At 49.3% G+C, this 26245-nt stretch carries 25 protein-coding genes and 1 tRNA gene; 22 read left to right on the top strand and 4 right to left on the bottom strand.

Features of this window, described 5'->3' with window-relative positions; all coding sequences use genetic code 11:
* Positions 1-17: 17 nt before the first annotated feature.
* From LKE40_02535 to LKE40_02520, 4 genes are all read left to right on the top strand, one after another.
* On the top strand, positions 18-860 hold the full coding sequence (locus LKE40_02535) for a sugar ABC transporter permease (GenBank protein ID MCH3916356.1): 843 nt from the start codon (positions 18-20) through the stop codon (positions 858-860).
* A complete protein-coding gene (locus LKE40_02530; protein MCH3916355.1) occupies positions 860-1699 on the top strand; it encodes a carbohydrate ABC transporter permease in 840 nt (279 codons plus the stop codon). Before LKE40_02535 ends, LKE40_02530 begins: the two co-directional genes overlap by 1 nt.
* 52 nt (positions 1700-1751) lie before the next feature.
* Positions 1752-3269 (top strand): 4-alpha-glucanotransferase, encoded by a 1518-nt coding sequence (malQ, locus tag LKE40_02525; GenBank protein MCH3916354.1) that lies wholly within the window; start codon positions 1752-1754, stop codon positions 3267-3269.
* 186 nt (positions 3270-3455) lie between these two features.
* Positions 3456-4964, top strand: coding sequence for an IMP dehydrogenase (locus LKE40_02520; GenBank protein ID MCH3916353.1), 1509 nt, complete (start codon positions 3456-3458; stop codon positions 4962-4964).
* A 91-nt stretch (positions 4965-5055) separates the two neighbouring features.
* On the opposite strand, the gene LKE40_02515 is transcribed toward LKE40_02520, so the two are convergent.
* Positions 5056-5127, bottom strand: a tRNA-Val gene (locus LKE40_02515).
* A 136-nt stretch (positions 5128-5263) separates the two neighbouring features.
* On the opposite strand from LKE40_02515, the gene LKE40_02510 reads away from it, so the two are divergent.
* The 8 genes from LKE40_02510 to LKE40_02475 are packed head-to-tail and all read left to right on the top strand — an operon-like array spanning position 5264 to position 12538.
* On the top strand, positions 5264-6763 hold the full coding sequence (locus tag LKE40_02510) for an ABC transporter substrate-binding protein (GenBank protein MCH3916352.1): 1500 nt from the start codon (positions 5264-5266) through the stop codon (positions 6761-6763).
* Positions 6764-6821: 58 nt separating this feature from the next.
* On the top strand, positions 6822-7763 hold the full coding sequence (locus tag LKE40_02505; GenBank protein MCH3916351.1) for an ABC transporter permease: 942 nt from the start codon (positions 6822-6824) through the stop codon (positions 7761-7763).
* 3 nt (positions 7764-7766) lie between these two features.
* Positions 7767-8570, top strand: a complete 804-nt coding sequence (locus LKE40_02500; GenBank protein ID MCH3916350.1) for an ABC transporter permease — start codon at positions 7767-7769, stop codon at positions 8568-8570.
* Positions 8567-9550, top strand: coding sequence for an ABC transporter ATP-binding protein (locus tag LKE40_02495; protein MCH3916349.1), 984 nt, complete (start codon positions 8567-8569; stop codon positions 9548-9550). Before LKE40_02500 ends, LKE40_02495 begins: the two co-directional genes overlap by 4 nt.
* A complete protein-coding gene (locus tag LKE40_02490) occupies positions 9535-10461 on the top strand; it encodes an ATP-binding cassette domain-containing protein (protein MCH3916348.1) in 927 nt (308 codons plus the stop codon). The genes LKE40_02495 and LKE40_02490 overlap by 16 nt, the downstream gene beginning before the upstream one ends.
* 46 nt (positions 10462-10507) lie before the next feature.
* On the top strand, positions 10508-11200 hold the full coding sequence (locus LKE40_02485; protein MCH3916347.1) for a YggS family pyridoxal phosphate-dependent enzyme: 693 nt from the start codon (positions 10508-10510) through the stop codon (positions 11198-11200).
* A 1-nt stretch (position 11201) separates the two neighbouring features.
* Entirely contained in the window at positions 11202-11564 is a 363-nt protein-coding gene (locus LKE40_02480) for a hypothetical protein (protein MCH3916346.1), read from the top strand.
* Complete coding sequence (locus tag LKE40_02475) at positions 11564-12538, top strand: RluA family pseudouridine synthase (protein MCH3916345.1); 975 nt, start codon at positions 11564-11566, stop codon at positions 12536-12538. Before LKE40_02480 ends, LKE40_02475 begins: the two co-directional genes overlap by 1 nt.
* 40 nt (positions 12539-12578) lie before the next feature.
* Here the strand turns inward: LKE40_02475 and LKE40_02470 are convergent, their stop codons facing one another.
* A complete protein-coding gene (locus LKE40_02470; GenBank protein MCH3916344.1) occupies positions 12579-13181 on the bottom strand; it encodes an MBL fold metallo-hydrolase in 603 nt (200 codons plus the stop codon).
* Between the two features lie 16 nt (positions 13182-13197).
* On the bottom strand, positions 13198-13797 hold the full coding sequence (locus LKE40_02465; protein ID MCH3916343.1) for a pentapeptide repeat-containing protein: 600 nt from the start codon (positions 13795-13797) through the stop codon (positions 13198-13200).
* A 63-nt stretch (positions 13798-13860) separates the two neighbouring features.
* Here LKE40_02465 and rsgA point away from each other — a divergent pair, with 63 nt between their 5' ends.
* Positions 13861-14838, top strand: coding sequence for a ribosome small subunit-dependent GTPase A (rsgA, locus tag LKE40_02460; protein MCH3916342.1), 978 nt, complete (start codon positions 13861-13863; stop codon positions 14836-14838).
* Complete coding sequence (locus tag LKE40_02455) at positions 14835-17195, top strand: Smr/MutS family protein (GenBank protein ID MCH3916341.1); 2361 nt, start codon at positions 14835-14837, stop codon at positions 17193-17195. Before rsgA ends, LKE40_02455 begins: the two co-directional genes overlap by 4 nt.
* Before the next feature lie 50 nt (positions 17196-17245).
* Here the strand turns inward: LKE40_02455 and deoD are convergent, their stop codons facing one another.
* Positions 17246-17959 carry a purine-nucleoside phosphorylase gene (gene deoD, locus LKE40_02450; GenBank protein ID MCH3916340.1) on the bottom strand — a complete coding sequence of 238 codons (714 nt, stop codon included), beginning with the start codon at positions 17957-17959 and terminating at the stop codon, positions 17246-17248.
* A gap of 163 nt (positions 17960-18122) precedes the next feature.
* On the opposite strand from deoD, the gene udp reads away from it, so the two are divergent.
* The 8 genes from udp (at position 18123) to LKE40_02410 (ending at position 26220) form a co-directional block, all read left to right on the top strand.
* Positions 18123-18938 carry a uridine phosphorylase gene (udp, locus tag LKE40_02445; GenBank protein MCH3916339.1) on the top strand — a complete coding sequence of 272 codons (816 nt, stop codon included), beginning with the start codon at positions 18123-18125 and terminating at the stop codon, positions 18936-18938.
* Positions 18935-19264: a hypothetical protein gene (locus tag LKE40_02440; protein MCH3916338.1), complete on the top strand. Its 330-nt coding sequence runs from the start codon at positions 18935-18937 to the stop codon at positions 19262-19264. Before udp ends, LKE40_02440 begins: the two co-directional genes overlap by 4 nt.
* 259 nt (positions 19265-19523) lie before the next feature.
* Positions 19524-20120, top strand: coding sequence for a V-type ATP synthase subunit E (locus LKE40_02435; GenBank protein ID MCH3916337.1), 597 nt, complete (start codon positions 19524-19526; stop codon positions 20118-20120).
* A gap of 12 nt (positions 20121-20132) precedes the next feature.
* Positions 20133-20666, top strand: coding sequence for a DUF2764 domain-containing protein (locus tag LKE40_02430; protein ID MCH3916336.1), 534 nt, complete (start codon positions 20133-20135; stop codon positions 20664-20666).
* 13 nt (positions 20667-20679) lie between these two features.
* Entirely contained in the window at positions 20680-22437 is a 1758-nt protein-coding gene (locus LKE40_02425) for a V-type ATP synthase subunit A (protein MCH3916335.1), read from the top strand.
* A gap of 10 nt (positions 22438-22447) precedes the next feature.
* On the top strand, positions 22448-23752 hold the full coding sequence (locus tag LKE40_02420; protein MCH3916334.1) for a V-type ATP synthase subunit B: 1305 nt from the start codon (positions 22448-22450) through the stop codon (positions 23750-23752).
* 9 nt (positions 23753-23761) lie between these two features.
* Positions 23762-24376, top strand: a complete 615-nt coding sequence (locus LKE40_02415; GenBank protein ID MCH3916333.1) for a V-type ATP synthase subunit D — start codon at positions 23762-23764, stop codon at positions 24374-24376.
* Positions 24373-26220: an ATPase gene (locus LKE40_02410; protein MCH3916332.1), complete on the top strand. Its 1848-nt coding sequence runs from the start codon at positions 24373-24375 to the stop codon at positions 26218-26220. The genes LKE40_02415 and LKE40_02410 overlap by 4 nt, the downstream gene beginning before the upstream one ends.
* Positions 26221-26245: the final 25 nt, after the last annotated feature.

Below are 26245 nucleotides of genomic sequence, written 5' to 3'. Positions count from 1 at the left end.
GTCATGGAGGAGTATACATGCAGAAAAGCTTACAGAAATACTTTGCTTTGTTTGCCTTGCCAGGTCTGATTTGCTTTTGCCTGGCTTTTTTTATCCCTTTTATCATGGGAGTCGTACTGTCATTTTGTAAATTTACGACAGTAACCGATGCTCACTTCGTAGGCCTTGACAATTTCAGGAAGATGTTTGTCGATGATACTTTCATGAACTCTCTCTGGTTTACCGTCAAATATGCCGTTGTCTGTACGGTCAGTGTAAATTTCTTTGCTTTCGGGCTTGCACTTCTGCTTACCAGGAAGATAAAAGGGACCAATGTCTTCAGGACCATCCTGTTTATGCCCAACCTGATCGGTGGCATTGTCCTCGGGTGGATCTGGCAGGTCATCATCAACGGTGTCCTGCTCAAATACAATGCGACGATCGTTACTGATCCCAAATATGGATTCTGGGGCCTTGTCTGCGTCATGAACTGGCAAAGCATCGGTTATAATATGATCATTTATATTGCCGGGATACAGAACATATCCAGTGACCTCCTTGAAGCTGCTGAAATCGACGGAGCCGGGAAATGGGTTACGCTGAAGGATGTCATCATTCCTTCAATGATGAGTACTTTCACCATCTGCCTTTTCCTTTCAGTTACGAATGGGTTCAAGCTCTTTGACCAGAACCTTGCCTTGACTGCAGGAGATCCAGGCAGGCAGACTGAAATGCTGGCTTTGAATATTGTCAATACATTCTACGGCAGGAGCGGCTTTGAAGGAGTAGGACAAGCCAAGGCTTTGGTATTCACTGTCTTGGTAGCTGTCATTGCTTTCTCTCAGCTTAAGCTTACACGAAGCAGGGAGGTTGAAGCCTGATGTCAAAAAAAAGAAATCCGACGGTAGAAGCCATACTGTTCCTTGTACTTCTGATAATCTGCATCCTGTTCCTGGTTCCGATTTTCATTGTACTGATCAATTCTTTCAAGAGCAGGTTCTTCATATCCAGCAGTCCTTTTTCCTTGCCGCAGGCCAAGACTTACGTAGGGATGAAGAACTATGTGAACGGGGTAGAGAAGATTGATTTCTTTTCCGCATTCAGATACTCACTGTTCATCACGGTCTTTTCCGTATTGGCCATTGATTTGGTCACCAGCATGCTTGGTTGGTATCTGACGAGGGTGAAGACGAAGTTTACGTCCGTTATGTACCTGTTGCTTGTCACTTCCATGATCGTACCGTTCCAGATGGTCATGTTCACCATGAGCAAAACGGCGAACATGCTGCATCTGGATAATCCTGTAGGGATAATCGTCCTGTATGTAGGATTCGGTGCCGGGCTTTCGACCTTCATGTTCAGCGGGTTCATAAAAAGTGTACCCCTTGCCTTGGAAGAGGCTGCCATGATCGACGGCGCTACGCCGATAGTGACTTTTTTCCAAATCGTGCTGCCCATGCTCAAGCCGACGGCAATTACCGTTTCCATTCTCAATACCATGTGGGTATGGAATGATTACCTGCTTCCTTACCTTACGATCGGTACCGATTACAAGACCATTCCTATTGCAATTCAATATCTTCGCGGAGGTTACGGTTCAGTGGACATGGGGGCAATGATGGCCATGCTGATCCTTGCTATGATTCCGGTGATTTTCTTTTACTTCTTTTCGCAGAAGTTCATCATCGAAGGTGTCATTGCAGGAGCCGTGAAAGGTTGAGTGATCCAGATATGGTTTCGGCTATGTTACATGTTTTGAGAAAGGAGTCGTAATGGATACCAAAAACAGAAGGTTCTGCGGCATACTGCTGCATCCTACTTCTCTTTTTACTCCCTATGGCATCGGGGATATCGGACCTGGGTGCAGAAAGTTCATACGCCTGCTGGCTGAAGACGGCATACGTATCTGGCAGGTCCTGCCATTGGGACCGACAGGTTATGGAAACAGCCCATATGCAGCCAGATCTTCATTTGCTGGCAATGAATTGCTGCTGTCCCTTGATGACCTGAAGGACCAGGGATTGCTGTTAGCTTCAGAGCTTGTCACTGACAGGCCTCCTTTTCCATGGGGACGGGTAGCCTATGATATGGTCATGCCTTGGAAGATCGGGTTGCTGAAACGGGCAGCTGAACGTTTTCTCTATGGTGCTGCTGATAAAGGGGCCTATGAAGCATTCTGTGCCGACAACAGCTATTGGCTTGATGACTATGCGCTTTTCATGGTCCTGTATGAGCGTTTTGGAGATGCACGATGGCATTCGATATGGCCGGAAGCCTTGGGTAGAAGGAATAGCAAAACTCTTGCAGCTGTCCGTAAGGAACAGGCAAAGATGATTGAAGTCTGGAAAGTGCTCCAGTTTTTCTTTGACGTACAATGGCACCGTCTGAAGGAAACGGCCAATTCTCTTGGTATCAGCATCGTCGGTGACATCCCTATCTTTGTTGCTCCTGACAGCGTGGATTCATGGAGCCATATCGAATTGTTCAAAACCGATGAGGCAGGGCGCTATTCCTTTGTCTCAGGTGTGCCTCCTGATTATTTCAGCGTAACCGGGCAACTGTGGGGAAATCCTGTCTATGATTGGAAGGTCATGCAAGAAAACGGTTACGAGTGGTGGTTGCAGCGTCTGAAACGGCTTCAGGAACTGACTGATATCATCAGGATTGATCATTTCAGGGGATTTCAGGCCTATTGGAGTGTGCCGTATGGAAATCCTACTGCTGAAATCGGCACATGGGAAAAAGCCCCCGGTATGGATTTCTTCTGCAAGGTGAAGGAAAGATTCCCGGCGATAAGGATTTTTGCAGAAGACCTTGGTGTGATCACGCCTGACGTCGAAGCCCTCAGGGACAGCAATGGCTTTCCTGGGATGCGGATAGCCCAGTTCGGCTTTACCTTTGATGCCGGAGGAAAACTGCATCCCTATGACACTTTCCTGCCCCATAACTATGGGGAACGATGTGTCGCCTATACGGGAACGCATGATAACCAGACGGTGAAAGGCTGGTTTGAAGACTTGAAGGAGAAGGAAAAGAAACAGGTGTGCAGTTATCTTGGATGTACAAAGCAGGATGTGTGTGCCGGTATGGTCAAGGCTGTCATGCAAAGCCATGCCAGATATGCAATTTTCCCCTTGCAGGATATCCTTGGATTGGGAGATGAAGCGAGGATGAATACTCCGGCAACCTGCGGGGGACACAATTGGGCTTGGCAGCTGATGCCGGAAGCTGACCTTACTCCTGTACTCTCCGATCTTCGTGAGAAGATTTTCCTTTATGGCAGGATGTGAATCCTTGTAATTTTGCTTTCTGCAGATTGTGTTGCTCAGCCATCCTGGGAAAATTCCCTGGATGGCTGTACTTTTGTTGCATAGTAGTGCTAAGCTGTTGCAAAATTGTTGAAAAGAAGCGTGTCTTGTATTGAACCAACCTCTTTTTTCCTTCATCATACTTTGTCAAAAAGACAGGAGGCCTCTATGGCATACTACTATGATACTCCCTCACATACCTTCAGTGAGTACCTGCTGATTCCTGGTTATTCAAGCGAACAGTGTATTCCCCGCAATGTTTCACTGAAGACTCCGTTGGTCAAATACAGGAAAGGTGAACAACCTGGATTGACCCTTAATATTCCCTTGGTAAGTGCCATCATGCAGTCTGTCAGCGGTGTAAGGATGGGCGAGGCCTTGGCCAGGGAAGGTGGCTGTTCCTTTATCTACGGGTCACAGTCAATCGAAGACGAAGCTGCTATGATCCGTGCAGTCAAGGCCTTCAAGGCAGGATTTGTACCATCTGATTCAAATATCATGCCGGACCAGACGCTTGCAGATGTCGTCGAATTGAAGAAACGTCTCGGTCACTCTACCATAGCTGTTACTGATGACGGTAGTCCCAACGGCCTTTTGATGGGTGTCGTGACGAGCAGAGACTGGCGGCTGAGCCGGATGTCCCTTGACACCAAGGTCAGGACATTCATGACTCCTAAGGAAAAACTGATCTTTGCGGAGGATGGCATAACCTTGTCCCAGGCCAATGACATGCTCTGGGATAACAAGCTCAATTCCCTACCGGTCGTCGATGCGGACGGGAAGCTCTGTTATTTTGTATTCCGCAAGGATTATGATAGCCATAAGGATAATCCGAATGAATTGCTTGACTGCCATAAGCGATATGTCGTAGGTGCAGGTATCAATACCCGTGACTATGAAGAGCGGGTACCGGCTCTGGTCGACGCGGGAGCTGATGTGCTATGCATCGATTCATCCGAAGGATACTCCCAATGGCAGGCCGATACCCTGGCCTGGATCCGTGGAAAATATGGGGATTCAGTAAAGGTCGGAGCCGGAAATGTGGTTGACCGCGAAGGTTTCCTGTTTTTGGTAAAAGCCGGTGCTGATTTCGTCAAGGTAGGCATAGGAGGCGGTTCCATCTGCATTACAAGGGAAACAAAGGGTATCGGAAGAGGCCAGGCTACGGCAATGATTGAAGTCTCCAAGGCAAGGGACGATTATTTTGAGCAGACCGGTACCTATGTGCCTATTTGTTCTGATGGTGGTATCGTCCATGATTACCATCTCACTTTGGCTTTGGCTATGGGAGCTGATTTCGTCATGTTGGGTCGTTATTTTGCCCGCTTCGATGAAAGTCCTACCCAGAAGGTCAATGTAAACGGAAGTTACATGAAAGAGTACTGGGGAGAAGGAAGTGCAAGGGCCCGGAACTGGCAGCGCTATGATTTGGGTGGAGACAGGAAACTTTCTTTTGTAGAAGGTGTCGATTCCTATGTTCCCTATGCAGGTGCCCTGAAAGACAATGTTGAGATGACGTTGAGCAAAGTCAGAAGTACGATGTGCAACTGTGGTTGCCTGACTATTTCCCAGTTGCAGAAACAGGCAAAGCTGACACTTGTCTCAGCAACTTCAATCGTAGAGGGTGGGGCACATGATGTGCTGTTGAAAGACAATAATTCAAATACATCGAAATAGAAGTATCTTTTCTGTTGCAAAGGGCGGCATAGCCCTTTCGCAGTGGCAGGAAGATAAAAAAAGGCAGGTCTCTGAAGACCTGCTTTTTCTATGAGCGGAGAGGGATTTGAACCCCCGACCAGTTGCGTGTAAGGCAACCGCTCTCCCACTGAGCTATCCGCCCTTTCGTATCACTTGAGTGAAGTTAGCACAGCCGACGAAAAGTGTCAACAGAATCAGAAGAAAAAACAAGAGTACGTGCTGTTGAAACAATCTGGATGAGACTGTATCGTTAGACTGATTTAGCCAAGGAGATTATCATGAAGAAAATACTGACATTGCTGCTGAGTCTGTTGCTTGCGCTTCCGCTGGCTGTTGCTTCTGGGAAAAGTGAAGAAGCACAGGCTCCTGTGAAGAGGGATGTCGTACGGATGTGCATGACCAGTGACATTGATTCTCTTGATCCTTTCAAAGCTGCCGCCTTTGATACGTTGTCATTGCTGAAAAATATCTATGAAGGACTTCTGACCTTTGATACCGATGGTAGCCTGCAGCCTAGCCTTGCTACATCCTATACGGTAAGCCCTGATGGATTGACCTATACGTTCAATCTGCGGAAGGATGTCACGTTCCATGATGGTACTCCTTTTACAAGCAAGGATGTGCTCTATACCTATGATAGGTATGCAGGTCTGGATGGAAACAGCAGGCTGTTGGATGAGTTTTCAATCATCAGTGCCATTTCTGCTCCCGATCCCTATACGGTGAAGGTTACCCTGGACCATCCTTCGTCGACGTTTCTGCCACTTGCCATCCAGCCGATCGTGAAAGCCGGTTACACGGAAAATGCCACGGCTCCGATAGGTACCGGGCCGTATCGTTTCAAAGCTTATGTCCCCGGTCAGCAGGTAGATCTCGTACGGAATGATTCCTATTGGGGCAAAGAGCCTGCAATAGCCCGTGTCGAGGTATATATCATGACGGATTCAGCGGCCATGGTTTCTGCATTCCAGTCCGGACAGCTTGATTTCGGCCTTGTCTCGGCAGACCTCTTTGCTCCGTTGCAGCAGGATTTTGTCCTGGAAGCGGATCCGATGAACATGGCTGATCTCATTGCACTCAACAACAAGCGCAAACCGTTTGATGATCCACGGGTAAGACAAGCCATCTACTATGGTATTGATCGGAAAGAAATCATTGACGGGGTCTTTTCAAGCAAGGCAGTACCGATGTATACCAATGTCAGCCCCGCCATGGATGCATACTGCAATACGGAATTGGCAGAGTCTTATCCCCATGATCTTGCAAAAGCACGGGCGTTGCTGACCCAGGCCGGTTATCCTGATGGTTTCAGGATGACGCTTACCGTTCCTGCAAACTACTTCCAGCATGTTGATACTGCCCAGATATTGGTCAGCCAATTGGCAAAGCTCGGCATTGATGTCACCATTGACAGCGTTGAATGGGGTACATGGCTTCAGAATGTCTACACGGACAGGAACTACCAGGCGACTGTCATCGGACTTACGGGAAAGGTTGACCCTTATGCAGTCATGTTCCGCTACACCTCAGGCTACAAGAAAAATTTCTTCAATTATACAGACGATGCTTATGATGCCTTGCTGAAGCAGGCATCAGTTGCTACAGACCAGACGAAATATGTCTCTTTGCTGAAGCAGGCACAGCAGCTTGCGACAAAAGATGCTGCGGCAATTTGGATCTGTGATCCTGAGATGACCGTGGCGGTAAGGAAAAACCTGAAGGGATATAAGTTCTATTTCGCAGGTTACTATGATTTTGCTTCGCTTTACTTCGAATAGGACGGGCCTTTTCCGTTTTCATGAATTGCTGTACCATGCCAGCAGATGAGGGCTGCCCATGCGCTATGTGCTACGAAAGCTTACAAGTACGCTTCTGACAATCATATTGGTTGCCTTGATTACTTTCCTTGTATTTCAGATATTGCCGGGAGACCCGGCCTTGGTCATGCTTGGCCCTGATGCCGATCCTGCACAGGTTGCGCAGCTCCACCAGAGCATGGGGCTTGACGGCAATACCGCGTTGCGATTTTTCAAGTGGTTGAAGGCTGCAGCGAAAGGGGATTTCGGTACAAGCTACCGTTATGGGCTCCCTATAAGTTCTTTGATCTGGAATGCATTTTCTGTTTCACTGTCCATAGGCTTGCTTGGCCTTGGCTTGTCGGTCCTCATCGGCATTCCGCTTGGTGTCCTTTTGGCCAGCCGGAAATCGCATGGCAAAGGAATGGTACTTACCTTCTTGTCCCAGATGGGACTTTCTGTACCTGCTTTCCTTGTAGGTATCCTTCTCATTTCCCTGCTTGCTGTCAGGATTCCTCTTTTTCCTTCCATGGGGTATGTCAGGTTTTCCCAGTCCCATTCGCGTTGGTTTGCTTCCATATTTCTTCCTTCGCTGTCCCTGGCAATCGGCTGTGCATCCGTCCTGTCCCAATACCTCAGTTCAAGTATCTTGGAACAGCAGAAAAAGGACTATGTACGTACGGTACGTTCGGAAGGTGCCGGCGAATCCCGTATCCTGTATCTGCATGTGCTGAGAAATTCCCTTGTTCCTGTGGTAACGATATTCGGCATGCTGGTTGCCGATGTGCTGGGGGGAAGCATCATCATTGAAAATGTCTTTTCACTGCCAGGAATAGGCAAGTTGCTTACTTCCAGCATTACCAGCCGGGACTTGCCTTTGCTCCAGGCCCTTGTCCTTTATCTTTCCTTCATCGTCATCGTGTGTAATTTTGCAGTTGATGTCGTCTATCGCTTGATCGATCCAAGGATCAGGTTGGAGTAGGCCATGGGAATATATTTCAGGAACAAAAGCTTTACCATAGGTTTCTGCTGCATTGCAAGCATTGTCCTGCTGATGCTGGTCGGATTGATATACCTGCCGTATGATCCCAATACCGTTGATATTTCCAGCAAGTTGCAAGGTCTCAGCCGTGCCCATCTGCTGGGGTGTGATCATCTTGGCAGGGATATCCTTTCCCGCCTGATGGTCGGAGCCCGGATTTCCCTTTCACTGGGATGTGTGGTCGTTGCTCTCAGTTTTGTCGTCGGTACTCCGCTGGGAGCTTTCGCCGGTTACTTCGGGGGCAAGGTGGATGCAGCAGTCACGAAGGTCATAGATACGCTGATGTCTTTTCCTGGCATTCTGCTGGCCCTTATGTTCGTTGCAGTCCTATCAGCAAATTACTCAAGTATGGTCATGGCATTGTCTTTGATGGGGCTTCCTCGTTTTGCCAGGGTCGCCAGAGGAGGTTTCATGGCACACAGGAACCAGACTTATGTCCTTTCGGCAAAAGCAAGAGGAGCAGGTAGCCTCAGGATCATGGTGTTCCATATACTTCCGCATATCAAGGCAGACATACTCAATACATGTTCCATTTCATTTGCTTCTGCCGTAATGAGCGAGGCCGGGCTGAGCTATCTGGGGCTAGGTATACAGCCGCCGACTCCAAGCTTTGGGAAAATGCTCAGTGATGCCCAGCCATATATCCTTGTTGCCCCTCATTATATCCTTGCTCCTGCTGTAGTACTCGTCATACTTGTCCTGGGATTCAACCTGCTGGGGAGTGGCTTGCGGGAGGTACAGGGATGAACTACGTACTGCAGATCCAAGGATATTCGCTCGGTATTCCTGTCGAAGGTCGGATGATTTCTGCCGTTACCCAGCTTGACCTTGAAGTCGGGAAAGGTGAAGCCGTAGCCTTGGTAGGAGAGAGCGGCTGTGGCAAAAGCCTGACGGCACTTTCCATAGCAGGGCTTGCTCCTGCAGGTTCAAAGCCTTTGGAGGGCAGGATCTTGCTGGAAGGCGAAGATGTACTTTCATACTCTCCACGGCAATGGATGAAAGCAAGGGGTACGAAGGTGTCGATGATCTTCCAGGAACCACTTACTGCCCTTGATCCCCTTGTCCGTGTCGGCAGACAGATTGAGGAAGCTTCCGTTTGCCATGGGATCAAGAGGAAAGAAGCTTCAATTCTGGCCCATGAGATGATGGAAAAGGTCGGCTTCGTTGATATTGACCGCTTGTATCGTTGCTATCCGCATCAGCTTTCCGGTGGTATGAGACAGCGGATCATGATTTGCATTGCATTGATGGGGCATCCATCCTTGCTTGTTGCCGACGAACCTACCACGGCTCTCGATTCCAGGATCCAACGTCAGGTGATTGAGACGATGAAGGGTATTTATTCATTGTCGGATACTTCCTTGCTTTTCATTTCCCATGACCTTATGCTCGTTTCGACAGTCTGCAGCAGGGTATATGTCATGTATGCAGGCAGGATAGTTGAAACTGGCAGTAGCAGTGCAGTCTTGCAGGCACCAGCCCATCCTTATACCCAGGACCTTCTTGCTTCCTTGCCTTCCGTTGACAAGCGTGGGGCCAGCTTGCCTTCGATACAAGGAACGGTTCCTTCCCTGGAAGGACGTATTGCCGAAGGGTGTCCTTTTGCCCCCCGGTGCAAAAGGGCCTTGCCTATCTGCAGCCGTCAGCTGCCACCTCTTGTCTGCAGGGATGATCAGAAGGCCCTATGCCATTTGCTCAGGGAGGAGGACGGATGGAGCCGATGCTAGAATTCAGGGATGTCTGTTTCTCCTACAGGATCGGGAGACGACAGAAGAAGTCCGTCCTGCATGACATTGACCTGTCCATCAGGAAGGGGGAAACCTTTGCTTTGATAGGTGAAAGCGGCTGCGGTAAATCAACGCTTGCACAGGTTGCTTCACATCTGTTGGTCCCCGACAGCGGCACAGTCCTGTTCAACGGGGAAGATATGAATGTACTGTGCCAGCGGGATTACAAGAGTTTCCGAAGGAATGTCCAGATCGTATTCCAGGATCCCTACAGCAGCCTTGATGACCTCAAGACAGTCCGGTACCTCATAGAGGAGCCGCTTGTCATACATGGAAACACTGACCAGTCAGACAGGCTTTCCATGGTCAAGGAAATGATGGCTGCTGTCGGACTGGACCTGATGTATCTTGACAGCCGGCCTTCCCGCTTGTCCGGAGGACTGCGCCAGAGGCTGGCATTGGCCGTGGCCTTGGTACTCCGTCCATCTTTCCTTATTCTTGATGAGAGTGTTTCTGCCTTGGATGTCTCTGTACAGGCACAGGTCCTGAACCTGCTTTCTGCCTTGCAGAAGAAATTGAATCTAACCTATCTTTTTATTTCACATGACCTGGATGTCGTTTCCTATATGGCAGATCGGATTGCCGTCATGTATATGGGAAGGATAGTTGAGGTGGGCCCCGCCGTTGCCGTGGTCAGGAATCCCCTTCATTTCTATACAAGGCAACTTCTTGCTGCCAGTGGCAGTGGCTTTGCAGGTTTGATGGAGGATTCTTCTGGAAGAGAGGATGGAAGATGCCCGTTTGCCTCGGCCTGTACAGACCATATGCCTTCCTGTGACAATGGCGTTCCGAAGCTCAGGCTGGTCGGGGACGACCATTGGATAGCCTGTCCCGAAGTTTCCGGAACCTAGGATTTTTTGATCGTGTGTGGTATGGTTATACGCAGAGGTGACTCTGATGAAAGAAGCATTGAATGAAATACATAGACAGATCGAGGAATGTGGAAGGGAAGGGAAAACCAGGCTGATGGCTGTCAGCAAGACCCATCCCTGGGAAGCGGTAATGGAGGCCTATGACCTTGGACAAAGGTTGTTCGGAGAGAACCGTGTACAGGAAGTGCTGATGAAATTTCCTCCGAAGGGTGCAAGACCGGAGGGGATGGAGCTGCACTTGATCGGACACCTGCAGTCCAACAAAGTCAAGAAGGCGGTTTCCTATGTTGATGCAATTGACAGTGTCGACAGCATGAAGGTAGCACGTTTGATCAATAGCTCCGCAGCTGATTTCGGCATCATCATGCCTGTGCTTCTTGAATACAATACCAGCGGAGAGAAAAACAAGAGCGGATTCGGCTCCTATGCTGAGATCCTGGAACTTTGCCAGCATGCCGGCGATTTTCCTCATATCAGGATTGACGGACTGATGACGATCGGACCATTGGGAGACGACCATGCAAAGACCAAGCAGGCTTTCGAGCATCTGGTTGAAATCCAGTCCAGACTTGCAAGTGATGTTCCCTCTCTCAACTTGCATGAACTGAGCATGGGTATGAGCGGTGATTACCTTCTTGCCCTGCAGTGTGGTTCAACGCTCATCAGAGTCGGAACGAAGATATTCGGAAAGCGTGACTACGGGAACAAGGATGCATAAGGTGAAACATAAGCTTCCTTTGCTGCTTCTGGTAGTCCTGTGCCTGTCCTGTGCTTCTTTGTTTGCTACAGACAGCAGTAGCAGCGATACTACTGATGACAGCCAGGACTTTACGTTTGAGCCCTACAAGGCTGAGGAATTCCCGTCATGGGCAGTAAAGTTGCGGAGAGGCGAATCACTTTTCTTCGGTTCGCTTGCTTTTTCAATGCCGGTAGTTACGCTTGGCTACGGAGTAGGAGTAAGCGCAGGATTGCTTTCCTATCCTGATGACGATCTGCAGCTGCTGAAGCAGGAGCTTGTCGTTGCGGCGACAATTTCCCTGTTCATTGCCGTCACAGACTATATCATAGGAGAATTCAATTGATGTCCCTGGACAAAGGACTGATAGAACTGACTGTCGGAGAAATCGCACAGCCTGTGAGGGTGGACAAATATGTCGCTTCCTGTCGGGATGATGTTTCCCGTTCCCTTGTCGCCGATGCAGAGATTACCATAAACGGGAAACCGGCAAAGAACAGCAGCAAGGTTTCCTGTGGCGACCGGATAGTCGTCTCATATAGCCAGGAGTGCTTCGGAGAAATAGAGGGAGAAGATCTGCCGCTTCATATCCTGTATGAGGATGCTGACTTGCTTGTCGTTGACAAAGCCCAAGGAATGGTTGTACATCCTGGGGCGGGAAACCTGCATCATACGCTTGTAAATGCATTGGTATTCAGGTATGGCAGGGATTTTGAAAGCGGTGATCCAGCTTCTTCCAAAAATGCCGATTCAGCTGCTGATATCGACGAGGACGAGGCCTGGCAGCTTGATCCGCTGAGGCCTGGCATCGTGCATCGCCTGGATAAGGACACAAGCGGCACAATGGTCATTGCCTTGAACAGGGAAAGCCATCGGAAGCTTGCTGCCCAATTCAAGGAACACACGGTCAGTAAAGTATATATAGCTATCTGCAAGGGTTTTTTCACAAACAAACGGGGCAGGATCCAGACCAATCTGGTCCGGGACCGGAAAGACAGGAAGAAATTTACCATCTGCCAACCTCCCAAGGGAAAGTCTGCAGATACTTCTTTTGTGGTCCTGCGGCAGTTTGAAGGCTATGCTTTGGTACGCATCAGCATCCATACAGGACGCACCCATCAGATCCGTGTCCATATGGCATCGATAGGGCATCCTCTTCTGGGAGATCCGATCTATGCCCGTCCTGACAGGACTTTTCCCCAAGCGACATTGATGCTCCATTCCTTTTCCCTTGAACTTGATCATCCGCGTGATGGCAGGCGGCTCAACTTCCGCTCTCCTATGCCACAGCGGTTCAAGCAGATTATCCGACAGCTGTAGCCTGCCATATTCCTTCGGTAACCTTATCTTATGTCCTGTCCTATGAATGATGTGAGCTTTGAATCCACTGTGAGGCGGTCCTTTCTGACAGATCGGGGTTGAACAGCCGTTCGTTGTTGATGGTGCTCGGAGCTCCGTGTCCTGGAAACAGAAGGAAATTGCCGTCCAGGCACATCAGTTTCTTTTCAATCTGGTCTGCAAGGATAGACCGTTCCATATAGCCTGGAGTTGAACTGGTTCTGCCGGCATTGAGCGTGTCCCCTGTGAACAGTGCATGGCTTATCTTGAAGACCAAGGAATCGACGCTGTGTCCAGGTACATGTATGGTTTCTACTTTGATACCGCCGCAGTCAATGGTCTCATCCCCATGTATCCTGGTCACGGGGAAGTCATAGACCTTTTCTGCATAGGCATATATCTTCGGACTGTAGATCTTGAGCAAGGTCCCTACGCCTTGGGTGTGGGCCTTGTGACGGTGGGTAAGCAGGATCGTTCCCAACGTATAATGGTTCCGTTCGATTATTGCAATCAGCTCATTGTCTACATGTCCGGGGTCAATGAGGATGGCCTGTCCGCCTTCAGGACCTCCGATGATATAGGTATTGCAGAACCCTACTACGGAAAAATGCTGGTATATTTTCATTCTATTTCCTCCCTTTTCACAGTACGGCCATGGAACTGCCGTTTGCTGATTCAAGGTTCGAGTAGCGGAAATTAAGCCTGCGTTGCACGGTCATCCGGAAATCTGATTTCTTCAGATTGGTATCTTCGAAGGAAACATCCCTGAGCTGCGAACTGCAGAAAGTCGTGAAGTAGAGATCACTGCTGCTGAAGTCACAGTTCCATGCGTCGATTCCCATGAAATTGTCATGGATAAGAAGCGAACCTGAAAAGTCACAGCCAATGATCTTGCTTCCTGAAAAGACGGAATACCTTATGTCGACATCCTTGAACCTACAGGTGTCAAAAATACAGAAGCTGAAGAAACTTGAGTTGATCGTACAGCCTGAAAAATCAATGTTCCGGAATACGCACCATGAAAGGTTGCTGCTGGTCAATCTTTTTTTCTTTATGACGAAATCTTCAAATTCTCCATGGGTAAAGCAAAGGTCAGCAATCCTGTCCTGGTCGCTTTCCAGCAGGTCCCGCAGTCTCTGCCGTAGCTTTTCCCTGTCTGGGGCATGCCTGTAGCAGTACTCGCCATCCATGCAGACAAAGGCATTGCATCCTTCTTTTTTGCAGGTTTGAAATGTGAACATGCATCCAGCGTATCAGAAATCTGATGCTTGTCAAGCCTTTCTCTTTTCTCTAACATGCAAAGCATGGTCGGAATGATTACCAGAGGTATCAACAACATTTTTTCAGCAAAGTGTGAAGGGACAGTCTACTCTTGTCGTATCAAGGGAAAGCAGCTTGAAGCTGTCAGTGGTGAATATAATCCTCTCTCTGTGGGAGACTTGGTGGAATTTACCGTTACAGGTACCCAGGAGGGGCTTGTCACCCGTCGCCTTCCTCGAAGGAATTGTTTCCAGAGATGGAATGTAAAGGGGCAATGTAACCAGACGGTAGTTGCCAATATGGATTTGCTTGTCTGCGTATGCAGCTGCGGGGTACCGCCTTTTCGGCCTAGGTTCATCGATCGTGTCATAGCCAGCAGCCAAGGAATTCCGGTCATCATTGTACTTAACAAGATGGAACTGGATATGACGGAACAGGAACAGGAACGGCTCGAACTTTTTGGCCGCCTGGGCTACCCTGTGTTCAGGACCAGTGCATTGGAGGAAAGAGGCATCGAGGAATTGTCGGACTATCTCAGGGGTAAGCTCGCCGCATTCGTAGGGCAGAGCGGCGTAGGCAAATCGACGCTTGTCAATGTGCTGCTCGGCAGTGGGCAAAGGACGGGTGATGTTTCCCTCAAATACAACAGGGGAAGACATACGACCAACTATGCACTCTTGCTGGAACAGGGAGACCTGCATATCGTAGATACTCCGGGAGTACGTGAGCTGATCGTTCCCCATCGTGATCCTATTGAGATTGCAAACAGCTTTCCTGAGTTCAGGGAACCTGCTTCCAGATGTGCCTATGACGGCTGCCTGCATGACAGTGAGCCTGACTGCGAAGTCAAACGTCAAGTTGAAGAAGGATTGATAGATGCTGACCGGTATGAGAGCTACTTGAGGATATTGCAGAGCTTGGAAGAACAGGGTCCCTGCTGGAAGGGCAGTACGGGATCAACAAGCAAGGCCAGGTACAAGATGCCGGATAAGAAGATGAACCAGAAGGAAAAGATACTATGACCGTCAGCAAGAAGACTTTGGAAGACCTTGGTTTCCCCCAGGTCAGGCAGATGATTGCCTCGCATTGCCTGACATGCGAAGGAAAGGCAAGGCTTGGATTTGATGATTTCATAGGTGACCGGACCTTGCTTTTGGAACGCCAGCATATAGTTGATAGGTTGCGTGCGTTGCTGCAACGTCCACATACGGAAAAGCCTGAGGCTTTTCCTTCACTGGAACCTGTGTTGGAAGAATTTGACCGCACCTATCAGTCTCTGGATGGCATATGCCTGCTTGCATCTGCCGAGTATGTGGACAGCAGCAGGAAACTTCTTGATTTCTTGTGCCTTGATGAATCTGAACCTTCGTTGGGCTCATCCCTTTCCGAACATCTGATCCCTGAACTTCTGCAATATGCAGAAAAAGCTACCCAGGTCCTGGACGGGGACGGCAAGGTAAAGGAGTCATATCCTTCAATCCGCAAGCTGCTTGAAGCTGCGGATGCGTCCAGACACAGCAGGACCGACTATGCCAGGAAATTCATCAAAGGCCATGTCGATGCCATGCGTGACCAACCGGAAACCGTCCGTGACGGCAGGCTGGTCCTTCCTGTCCGCAGTGATGCCAAGTCAAGGGTTGATGGTTTTGTCCACAGTGCTTCTGCAAGTGGCAATACCATATTCATGGAACCCTACAAGTTGGTTGAGTACAACAACCAGGTAGTGCTGGCAGAACAGCAGGTACAAATAGAGATTGCAAGGATCCTGAGTGAGCTTTCACAGCAGCTGAAGTCGTTGGAAACGGAGCTGAGGGTGCTTTCTTCCGTCGTGACGCAGATAGATTGCCTTTATGCCATGGCTGTATGGTCCGTTGACCAGCATTGCACGCAGACGCTGCTGGAAGAGGCTCCTTCACCGGTAAGATTGCTCAAGGCCCGCCACCCGTTGCTGGGGCAGAAGGCTGTTCCCATTACCATTGACCTGAAGGAGAATATCAGGGCCGTGGTCCTTTCCGGTCCGAATGCAGGCGGAAAGACGGTAACCATAAAGACGGTAGGACTTTTTGTATTGCTTAATCAGCTGACTGGTTTCATTCCTTGCAGTGAAGGTTCTGCATTGCCTCTTTTCAGCGGCCTGTACACTGATATCGGGGACGAACAGAGCATCAGCGATGAACTGAGTACGTTTTCAGGCCATATGCATAACCTTGCGCAGATACTCCGTGGCTGTACTGACAGTTCCTTGGTCATCCTTGATGAACTTGGATCGGGCACCGATCCTGCCGAGGGTGGTGCCATTGCCTGCGGTGTCCTGGACTACCTGGCTGTCCATGCCGGTCTCAGCCTCATTACATCTCACCAGGTATCCCTGAAGCACAAGGCTTATATTTCGCCGTCGATGATGAATGCCAGCATGGAGTTCAATGAAGACAGCCATTTGCCTACGTTCAATGTCATACAGGGGTTGCCGGGAGACAGCCATGCCCTTGATACGGCAATTCGCATGAAGCTTCCTGATGAGGTGATTGAAGCCGCGCGCCGTTACCTTGGGTCTGACAACCTGCAGATGGGCAAGATCATCAAAGAATTGGAAAGCAGGCAGCGCGAGGCTGCCTGGAAGGCAAAGGAACTTGAGGAGCGGGAGCGGCAGCTGTCCGAACTGCGTCGTCAGATTGACCTGCATGAGCTTCAGGTCCGGCAGAAAGAGCATATGCTCAAGGTCAGCCAGTCGACTGAACTTTCAAGATATGTGAGGGAAAGCAGATCAAGGCTGGAAAAACTTGTATCGGATGTTGCCACGGGAAAACTGACGAAAGAAAAGACCCAGGCTGTAAAGACATTCATTGCGGATATCGGAGAGAAGCAGGCGGATTTTTCAGACCAGCTGGACAAGGAAGAGACGGAACTGCATGCAAGGAACATGAAAGGATCGAAACCTGTGCTTTCTGTAGGATGCCATGTCCTGTGCGGTTCCCTGAAGAAGGAAGGTATCATCCTTTCTGCTGCAGGCCGGGACAAATGGGAAGTAGGTATCGGTTCTATGCGCATTACGCTCAAGGAAAAGGACTTGGAGCCCATCGACAAGCAGGAACCTCAATCCCAGAAAGTCAATGTCAGCTATCTGTCTTCTTCTCCGAGGCCGAAGCTGTGCATCGATGTCCGTGGTCTGACCCTGGAACAGGCTTTGGATGCATTGCAGCGTCAGATTGAAGCCTGCATGGTCCATGGTCTGTCTTCTTTCCAAGTAATCCATGGCCTGGGCAACGGCATCCTTCAGACCGGTATTACGCGGTATCTGAAACAAGACCAGAACATAAAGGACTTTCATTTTGCCAAACCGGATGACGGAGGCATGGGCAAGACCTATGTGGAACTGTAAGGAAAACTGTTCCCGTCACGGTCTTGCCACCGGATGCTTACTTTTGGTTGCTATCGGACGTTGAGAGCGATTTCCATCATTCTGCCGAAGGCAGTCTGGCGTTCGCCGCTGGTAGTTTTCCTGCCGCTTTCAATTTCGTCAGATACTGTCAGCAGGCAGGCAGCTTGCCGTCCGAGGGCCTGTGCATTGGCAAATAGTCCGAATGATTCCATTTCAACGACTTTGCATCCTATTTCATCCCGCATCTTCAGATAATGCTTGGGGTCATTTGTATAGAAGGCATCTTCGCTGTTTACCCGTGCAGGATGCAGGGGAATATCCAGTCCTGCTGCAGATTCCATAAGCGCCTTGTTGAGTTCCATGGAAGGCTCGATGATGTTGCGTGTATCACCGTTCAGGACCTGTGCATAAGTTGATGTACTGAAGGCATCGCTTGCCAGTACAACATCATACAGTTTCAGCTGGGGGCCATAAGAGCCGCAGGAGCCGATACGGATTATACGTTCCACGTTGTAGAAACTGAACAGTTCATAGGAATAGATGCCTATGCTCGGTATTCCCATGCCTGAGGCAAAGACGGTGATTTTCTTCTTCTTATAATAACCTGTGTAGCCGAACATGTTGCGGACTTCATTGATCCTGACATAGTCCTCAAGATACGTTTCTGCAATGTACTTTGCCCGCAAAGGGTCACCTGGCATAAGTACGGTTGTTGCCACAAGCGCGGGATCCGTCACCTGAATGTGCGGAGTAGGAATGTTCATATTGGCACCTCCTGTGCTAGTGGGAACCAGTATATCATGGATTGCAGGGAACTGGACACCCTCTTCCGATAATCATTTTAGTTATCTCTGTTGCGGTTTTTGTGGTTCTGGGATATGCTTGCCCATACGCACTCTTTTACAGTTGCGTAACAAGGAGTCCAGTATGTCAGATTATATGGGAGGCACCGGTATCCAGTATCATCTGCGGATACAGAAGGGTGATGTAGGCAGGTATGTGATTCTTCCCGGGGATCCAAAACGGGTAAAGAAAATTGCAAAATATCTGGATGATCCTGTACTTGTGGCGGATAGCAGGGAATTTGTTACTTATACGGGAATGCTCGAAGGCGAAAAGGTTTCTGTTACCAGTACGGGTATAGGCGGCCCATCGGCTGCAATTGCCGTTGAGGAACTGTACACCTGTGGCGCAGATACCTTCGTAAGGATGGGAACCTGTGGCGGGATTGCGCTTCCTGTCGTCGGAGGCGATGTAGTCATTGCCACGGCTGCGGTGCGGATGGAAGGTACGAGCCGTGAGTACGCACCTATCGAATTTCCTGCCGTTGCAACTTTCGATGTTGCCCTTTGCCTCAGGGAAGCTGCCAAGTCCCTTGGTTATCGCCATCATATGGGAGTGGTCCAGTGCAAGGATTCCTTCTATGGACAGCATTCACCGCAGATCATGCCTGTCAGCTATGAACTGACTGAAAAATGGGAGGCTTGGAAGCGTCTTGGTGTCTTGGCTTCGGAAATGGAGAGTGCTGCCATATTTACCGTCTGCGCCAGACTCGGAGCAAGGTGCGGCAGCGAATTCTTTGTCGTCGGCAACCAGGAACGGGAAAAACTCGGCATGGACAATCCTATCCTGCATGATACTGAGGCAGCGATCAAGGTTGCGGTCGAAGGGGTAAGGAACCTCATCAAAGCCGACAGGGAAAAAGATGGCAATGACCAGCAGGCACACGAGGCAAGACAGTGATATCTGATGATTCACTGTCTTCTCTTTGTTTCCTGGCTGATGGGCCAAAGAGAGGCATCCTGAGAATCTATAACCAACAGACTGACAGAAGCCTGCTGGTGGAGAGCAACGACGTGGTGAAGGACATGGGCAGGATACGTTTCAGCCTGGACATGGGCCTGTACACCAATGCTTGCCTGCAGGAGGAATATGCAAGGATAGGTCTTGAACTCTTTGCAATTGAACCGGTTGCCCTTGCCGAAGACAAGGAGGACTTGGCGAAGCTTCTTGCCTTGCAGAAAGCAAGGTTCAAGGCAGAAGGCATTGCCCTGTATGAGGAGGCCTGAGGGTTTTCCTGATGGTATGTTCTTGTTTTTCCATCGGTATCGCACTTGCAGCCAGATGCCATATCGATAGAAGATATGTTCATTTCCAATATGGAAAACAGATGAAGTTTGTCTTGCAATGGCAGAAGTACCGTTGTTTTGGATGAAAACCATGCAATGCATTGGACACAATTTGTGGTTTTTTGTATAGTTGTCAATGTTGGAATTTTTTTGACAACGGCCAAAGCATGGAAATCAATCATAAGGTAGGTAGTACAGTATGGCACAACAGATTCAGGATTTGGTTGCTTCCATTCAGAAAGAAGGCATTGACAAGGCCAATGCCGAAGCAGCCAAGATCATTGCCGATGCCAAGGAGCAGGCGGCAAAGATCGTTGCCGACGGCAAGAAGGAAGCAGACAAGTTGGTTACCGATGCCCAAAGGGACATTGAACTGAGGGACCAGAGTGCGAAAGCTGGTCTCAAGCAGGCAGCCAGAGATGTGCAGCTTTCTCTGAGAAATGCACTGGAAAAGCAGCTGAATGGTTTGCTTGAAACCAAGATTGCAAAGGCATATTCGTCTGACAACTTGGTAAAACTCATCAAGGAAATCCTCCTCCAGGATATAGTTGATCCGAGCAAGACTGAACTTCAGCTGTCCCAGAAGGATTTCGATGCGCTTGGCAAGACGCTTGTCAAAGAGTTGGGAGATGCCGTCCGCAATGGGTTGGAGATCAAACCAGTCAAGTCTGTTTCTGTCGGATTCAGGCTCAGTGACAAAGATGGATCGGGATACTACGATTTCAGCGATGAAGATGTAGCCAAGCTTATGCTCCCGTTCCTTTCACCTGCAATCGCAGAAATCATCGGCGAATAGGAGAGCGGCAGAGTGGCTTCATATTACTATCTGGCAGCTTCCCTTCCTATGCTTCGCTGGGAGGATCCGGCACCGATGAGTGTCGTAAAGTTCCTCGAAGACTGCCAGGGAAACATGAAGGGAAAGGACTACACGACCATGACGAAGGCTCTGGCCGGTGAACCCTGTGCCAATGGGTTTGTCCGTCAGTGGGAAGAATTCCAGCAGATGGTCCGCATGGAGTTGTCCGAGCAGCGGAGCAAGAAGCTCAATCTCCGTGGAGACAAGTACAGGAATTCGGGTGACAGGGAATTTCAGATCAGTGAGGCCGTGAGGAATGCCATCGGGGCACAGAATCCTCTGGAAGGTGAACTGATCCTACTCCGGTTGTTCTGGGAATATCTGGATGATGCCAGCGTCAACCATATGTTTGATCTGACCGGCCTATTGGCCTATAGTCTCAAGCTTCGGTTGCTTGAAAGAAAGAGCGAGTTTGATACGGCGGATGGAAATAAGGAATTTGATGGTTTGCTGGGCAATCTGAAGTCGATGATGAAAGGCAATTAATGTGGAGAATGCTATGGAAAAGATGAGCGGGCGTGTCACCGGTGTCAATGGAAACATGGTCACTGTTGAATTCGACACAGCCATTTCAAAGAATGAGGTCGGATACATTCATGTAGGCAATATCCGGCTGAAAAGTGAAGTGATCAAGATCAGTGGGAAAGCAGCTTCCCTGCAGGTCTTTGAGTCAACCAATGGTGTTGCCGTGGGCGATGAGGTGGAATTCACCGGGGAGATGCTTTCCGTTGAACTTGGGCCAGGCCTGCTCACGCAAATCTATGATGGCCTGCAGAATCCGCTTCCGGATCTTGCAGAGCAGTGCGGCTTCTTCCTGCAGAGAGGCGTGTACATGGATCCTATCCCGAACAAGGACTGGGACCTTACTCCTGTTGCAAAGGTCGGAGATATCCTGCATGTCGGTGATACGTTTGCGACTGTACCGGAAGGGCTGTTTACCCATCAGATCATGGTTCCGTTCAATTTTGCCGATGTGGAGTGGAAGGTTGTTTCCATAGTCCCTGCAGGCAAATACAATGTCAGGGCAAAGATTGCCACGGTCGAGGATCCGAAAGGAAACAAAAAGGATCTGACCATGGTATTCTCCTGGCCGGTAAAGGTTCCTATCACCAATTATGCCGAGCGGCTTATGCCTACCGATCCTCTGGTAATGAAAGTAAGGGTCATCGATACGTTCCTTCCTGTTGCAAAGGGTGGTACTTTCTGTACGCCGGGACCTTTTGGTGCAGGCAAGACGGTGCTCCAGCACATGGAAAGCCGAAATGCTGATGTAGATGTCGTTATCATCGCTGCCTGCGGTGAACGTGCAGGTGAAGTCGTGGAAATCCTCAAGGAGTTCCCGGAGCTGACCGATCCGAAGACAGGGCGGTCATTGATGGAAAGAACCATCATCATCTGCAATACTTCCAGTATGCCGGTTGCTGCCCGTGAAGCTTCCGTCTACACTGCGGTGACCATGGCAGAATACTACAGGCAGATGGGACTTGACGTACTGTTGCTTGCAGACTCTACTTCCCGCTGGGCACAGGCCATGAGGGAAATGAGCGGCAGGTTGGAGGAAATTCCTGGGGAGGAAGCTTTCCCTGCATATCTTGAATCAAGGATTTCTGAATTTTATGAAAGGGCCGGAAAAGTCCGGTTGAATGACGGAAGGATAGCTTCGGTTACCATCGGCGGTACCGTATCTCCTGCCGGCGGTAACTTTGAAGAGCCTGTCACACAGGCGACGCTCAAGGTCGTCGGAGCTTTCCATGGCCTCTCAAGGGAAAGATCAGATGCCCGTAAGTATCCTGCCATAGACAGTCTTACTTCCTGGTCAAAGTACTCGGGAGTCATTGACAATGCGAAGGTCAATTATGCAAGCGAAATTCTCCATCATGGAAGTGAAATCAACCAGATGATGAAGGTTGTCGGTGAAGAAGGAACCAGCATAGATGATTACATCCTTTATCAGAAGAGTGAGCTCCTTGACGCTGTCTATCTGCAGCAGAATTCATTTGACCCCGTTGATGCCTCTGTTTCGGTCGAACGCCAGCGCCGTACCTTTGATCTTCTGTTCAAGGTCCTGTGTGCAAAGTTCCAGCTTGAGGACAAGAAGGAAGTCAGACAGTTCTTCAATGCCCTCAGACAGAATTTCCTTGACTGGAACAATGTTGAGTTCGATGATCCTCGCTTCGGACAGAAGGAAGAGGAAATCAAGGCACAGTATGAGAAGACTTGCATCGGCTATGACAAAGCCGGTGAGAAGCTGATGTAAGGGGCCAATGATGCAAAAAGTATATACAAAGATTGAATCCATAATCGGCAATGTCATTACGGTACGCGCAAAGGGCGTACACAATAATGAATTGGCCATCGTTTCTTCAGGGAACAAGGAAAGCTATGCCAATGTCATCAAGCTTTCAGGCGACATGGTATCGTTGCAGGTATTTGCAGGAGCTGCAGGTGTCTCGACAGGCGACCATGTCCGTTTCCTCGGACATTCGATGAGGGTTTCCTATTCGGATGCGCTGCTTGGCAGGGTGTTCAACGGAAGCGGGGTGCCCCGGGACCATGGTCCTGCACTCGATGAGAACATGATTGAGATCGGCGGTCCTTCTGTCAATCCTGCAAAACGTATCATACCTAGGAACATGATCCGTACCGGTATACCGATGATCGATGTCTTCAATACGCTTGTAGAAAGCCAGAAGCTCCCTATATTCTCCGTATCCGGCGAACCATACAACCAGTTGCTTGCACGTATTGCAATGCAGGCCGAGGTCGACTTGATCGTACTGGGTGGCATGGGTCTGAAATATGATGACTATCTCTATTTCAAGAACACGCTTGAAAAGAGCGGTGCAATGAGCAGGACCATCATGTTCATCCATACGGCAAGTGATCCTACCGTCGAATGTATGCTTGTCCCTGACATGGCGCTGGCTGTAGCTGAGAAATTTGCAATCGACGGCAAGAAAGTGCTTGTCCTTCTTACGGATATGACCAACTTTGCCGATGCCATGAAGGAAATGGCAATCACCATGGACCAGGTACCTTCCAACCGTGGTTATCCCGGCGACCTATATTCTGCCTTGGCTTCACGCTACGAAAAGGCAGTTGACTTTGACGGCGCAGGTTCCCTTACGATTTTGGCAGTGACTACGATGCCCGGTGACGATGTCACCCATCCGGTTCCTGACAATACCGGTTATATCACCGAAGGACAGTACTACCTCAAAGGTGGAAGGATTGAACCGTTCGGTTCACTTTCCAGGTTGAAGCAACAGGTCAACAAGGATACCAGGGATGACCACAGGGCATTGATGGACGCAATGATCAAGCTCTATGCATCCTACAAGGAAAGCCTGGAGAAGCGTTCCATGGGTTTCCAGATGTCTGATTGGGATGAAAAACTCCTCAAGTACGGCGAATTGTTTGAAGCCAAGATGATGGACCTTTCTGTCAACATTCCTTTGGAAGAGGCTTTGGATCTCGGCTGGGAAATCCTTGCTGAATGTTTTGAACCCAATGAAACAGGACTCAAGACTGATCTGATTATGAGCCGCTGGCCCAAGAAACTCAACAAGTAGGGAGGAACCATGGCCGTCAAATTGACGAAAAACGAACTGAAGAAGCAGAAAGACCAGCTGAAGCAGTACACCCGATATCTTCCGACGCTGCAATTGAAGAAACAGCAGCTTCAGTCGGTAATCATGGATATCGAAGCGCGTATTGCCAAGCTGAAGGTCCAGCAGAAGCAGCTCGTGGACGGAATGCAGGATTGGATTGCAGTCTATGCAGAAAACCGTGCCTTTGGTCCTGAAAAAGATCTTTCCAACCTTGTCCAAGTTGACAAAGTTGTCCGTGAAAAAGGAAACATTGCAGGTGTGATGATTCCCCGGTTCAAGGAGCTTACCTTCAAGGATATTGACTATGACCTTGATGTGTATCCTCTATGGGTCGACAAGGGAATCCAGACATTGCGTGAATATGCAAGGCTGGATGCTTTGGTGTCGACACTTGAGATACAGAAAAAGTTGCTTGGCAAGGAACTGCGGACGACATCGCAAAGGGTGAATCTCTTCGAGAAAGTCAAGATCCCGGAAGCGAAGGCGAACATCAAGAAAATCAGCATCTATATAGGCGATCAGATGTCCGCTGCTGTGGTACGAGGAAAGATTGCAAAGGCAAAGGTAACAGGGGGGAATATATGATAGTACCCATGAAAAAAGTTACCGTCGTCGTGCAGACTTCGGAAAAGCTCGATATGCTCAGAAGGCTGAGGAAACTCGGTGTGATGCATATCTATGATGAAAAGGGAAAGAGTACCAAGGGTGAGGAGCTGGAAAAGGAACATGCTTCCCTGCAGTTGGTCCAGAAAGCTCTTCAGGAAAACTTGGCTGCCGACAAGAATGCAACTGCCGGGAAGCAGGTGAAACTGACAGAGGAAGCTTTCCAATCAATACATAAGGAACTTGTCAGCCAGCTTGACTTGAAAAAAGAACTGGTCGAGCAGATTGGAAAGGATACGCAGTTGGTCGAGCAGGTCGGTGCATGGGGTGAATTTGATCCCTCACAGATCAGAAAACTTGCTGACGAAGGCGTGTCGCTTTTCTTTTACACGCTGAGCAAGCAGGAATTTGAAAAGCTTGGTTCGGATGTCGACTATCTGTTGCTTGATCCTGTCAACAAGCAGAGAGCCATAGCAACCGTCGGCAAGCCTTTGGATCTTTCTGCCTATCCTGCGACAAGATTTGAATTGCCTGAGCTTGGCCCCTCGGCCCTCCGGCAAAGGATTGCGGACAGCAGGAAGAAGGTTGCTGACGTTGACAGTTTCCTCAGGGACAGCTGCAAGTACCTTGATGCCTATGCATTGACCATCAGGGTCAATGAAATGGACCAGAAGTTCGAACAAGTTGCTTCTCAGATGGGAGGTGGCGAGAATCTCTGCTATGTTACCGGATATATTCCGCAGACAGCAGTCGTCGCATTCCAGAAAGCTGCAAAGAAGAATGCCTGGGGATATCTGATGGATGATCCCGAGGATGATGATATTCCTCCTACCTATGTCAAATATGCAAGGGGAGTGGGCATCATCAAACCTTTGTTCGATATTCTCGGTACGGTTCCTGCCTATAGGGAAGGTGAGATATCGACATGGTTCCTGATGTTCTTTACCTTGTTCTTTGCCATGATCATCGGGGATGCCGGCTATGGAATGATTTTCCTGGCAGTGACGATACTGCTGCATGTGAAGCAGCATAAGGCTACGGATGCGGTCAAGTTGCTGTATGTGCTTTCCATTGCGACAGTAGTGTGGGGCAGCCTTACAGGGACATGGTTCGGCAGTGAGTCCATCGTCAAGTATACTCCGCTGAAATACCTCGTATTTGCGCCACTGGCAAGCTATCCGGCTCTCTTTGGAGTGGATGCCAAGGTTGCCCAGAACAACCTCATGCATTTCTGCTTCATCCTGGGAACGATTCAGCTGAGCCTTGCAGAAGTCATCAATATTTCACGAAAATTGGCAAAGAAAGAGATTTCTTTCCTTGCTGATGTCGGTTGGCTGATGGATATCCTGGTTTTGTATTTTGTCGTACTTAGCCTCGTTATCCAGGCTCCATGCAATTACCGATTCTCATTCAGCGTAATCGGCGTAGGTTTCCTGCTGGTAGTGTTCTTCGGCAGTCAGCAGAAGGGACAGTCTTTTGGAATCGGCATACTTCATGGACTTGCGGGTTTCTTTACGACATTCCTGGATACGATCAGCTGCTTTTCCAATCTGATGAGTTATATCAGGTTGTTTGCTGTCGGACTTGCAACCCTTGCCATAGCGCAGAGCTTCAATGCCATGGCTGCACCGTTGATCGGAGGATGGGCAACTGTCGCAGGGCTGCTCGTACTGGCCCTTGGACATGGCCTGAACCTGATGATGGGTCTGCTCTCTGTCTTCGTGCATGGAGTAAGGTTGAATCTGTTGGAATTCTCGGGCCAGCTCGGCATGGAGTGGTCTGGTATCGCCTATGAACCGTTTCGTGAAACGGTCGTACTCAAGTAATTACCGTTGTCATTGGACAACTAAG

This window comes from Spirochaetia bacterium, from assembly GCA_022482625.1.
GTDB lineage: Bacteria > Spirochaetota > Spirochaetia > Sphaerochaetales > Sphaerochaetaceae > Pleomorphochaeta.
This window is presented reverse-complemented; position numbering and strand designations above follow the sequence as displayed.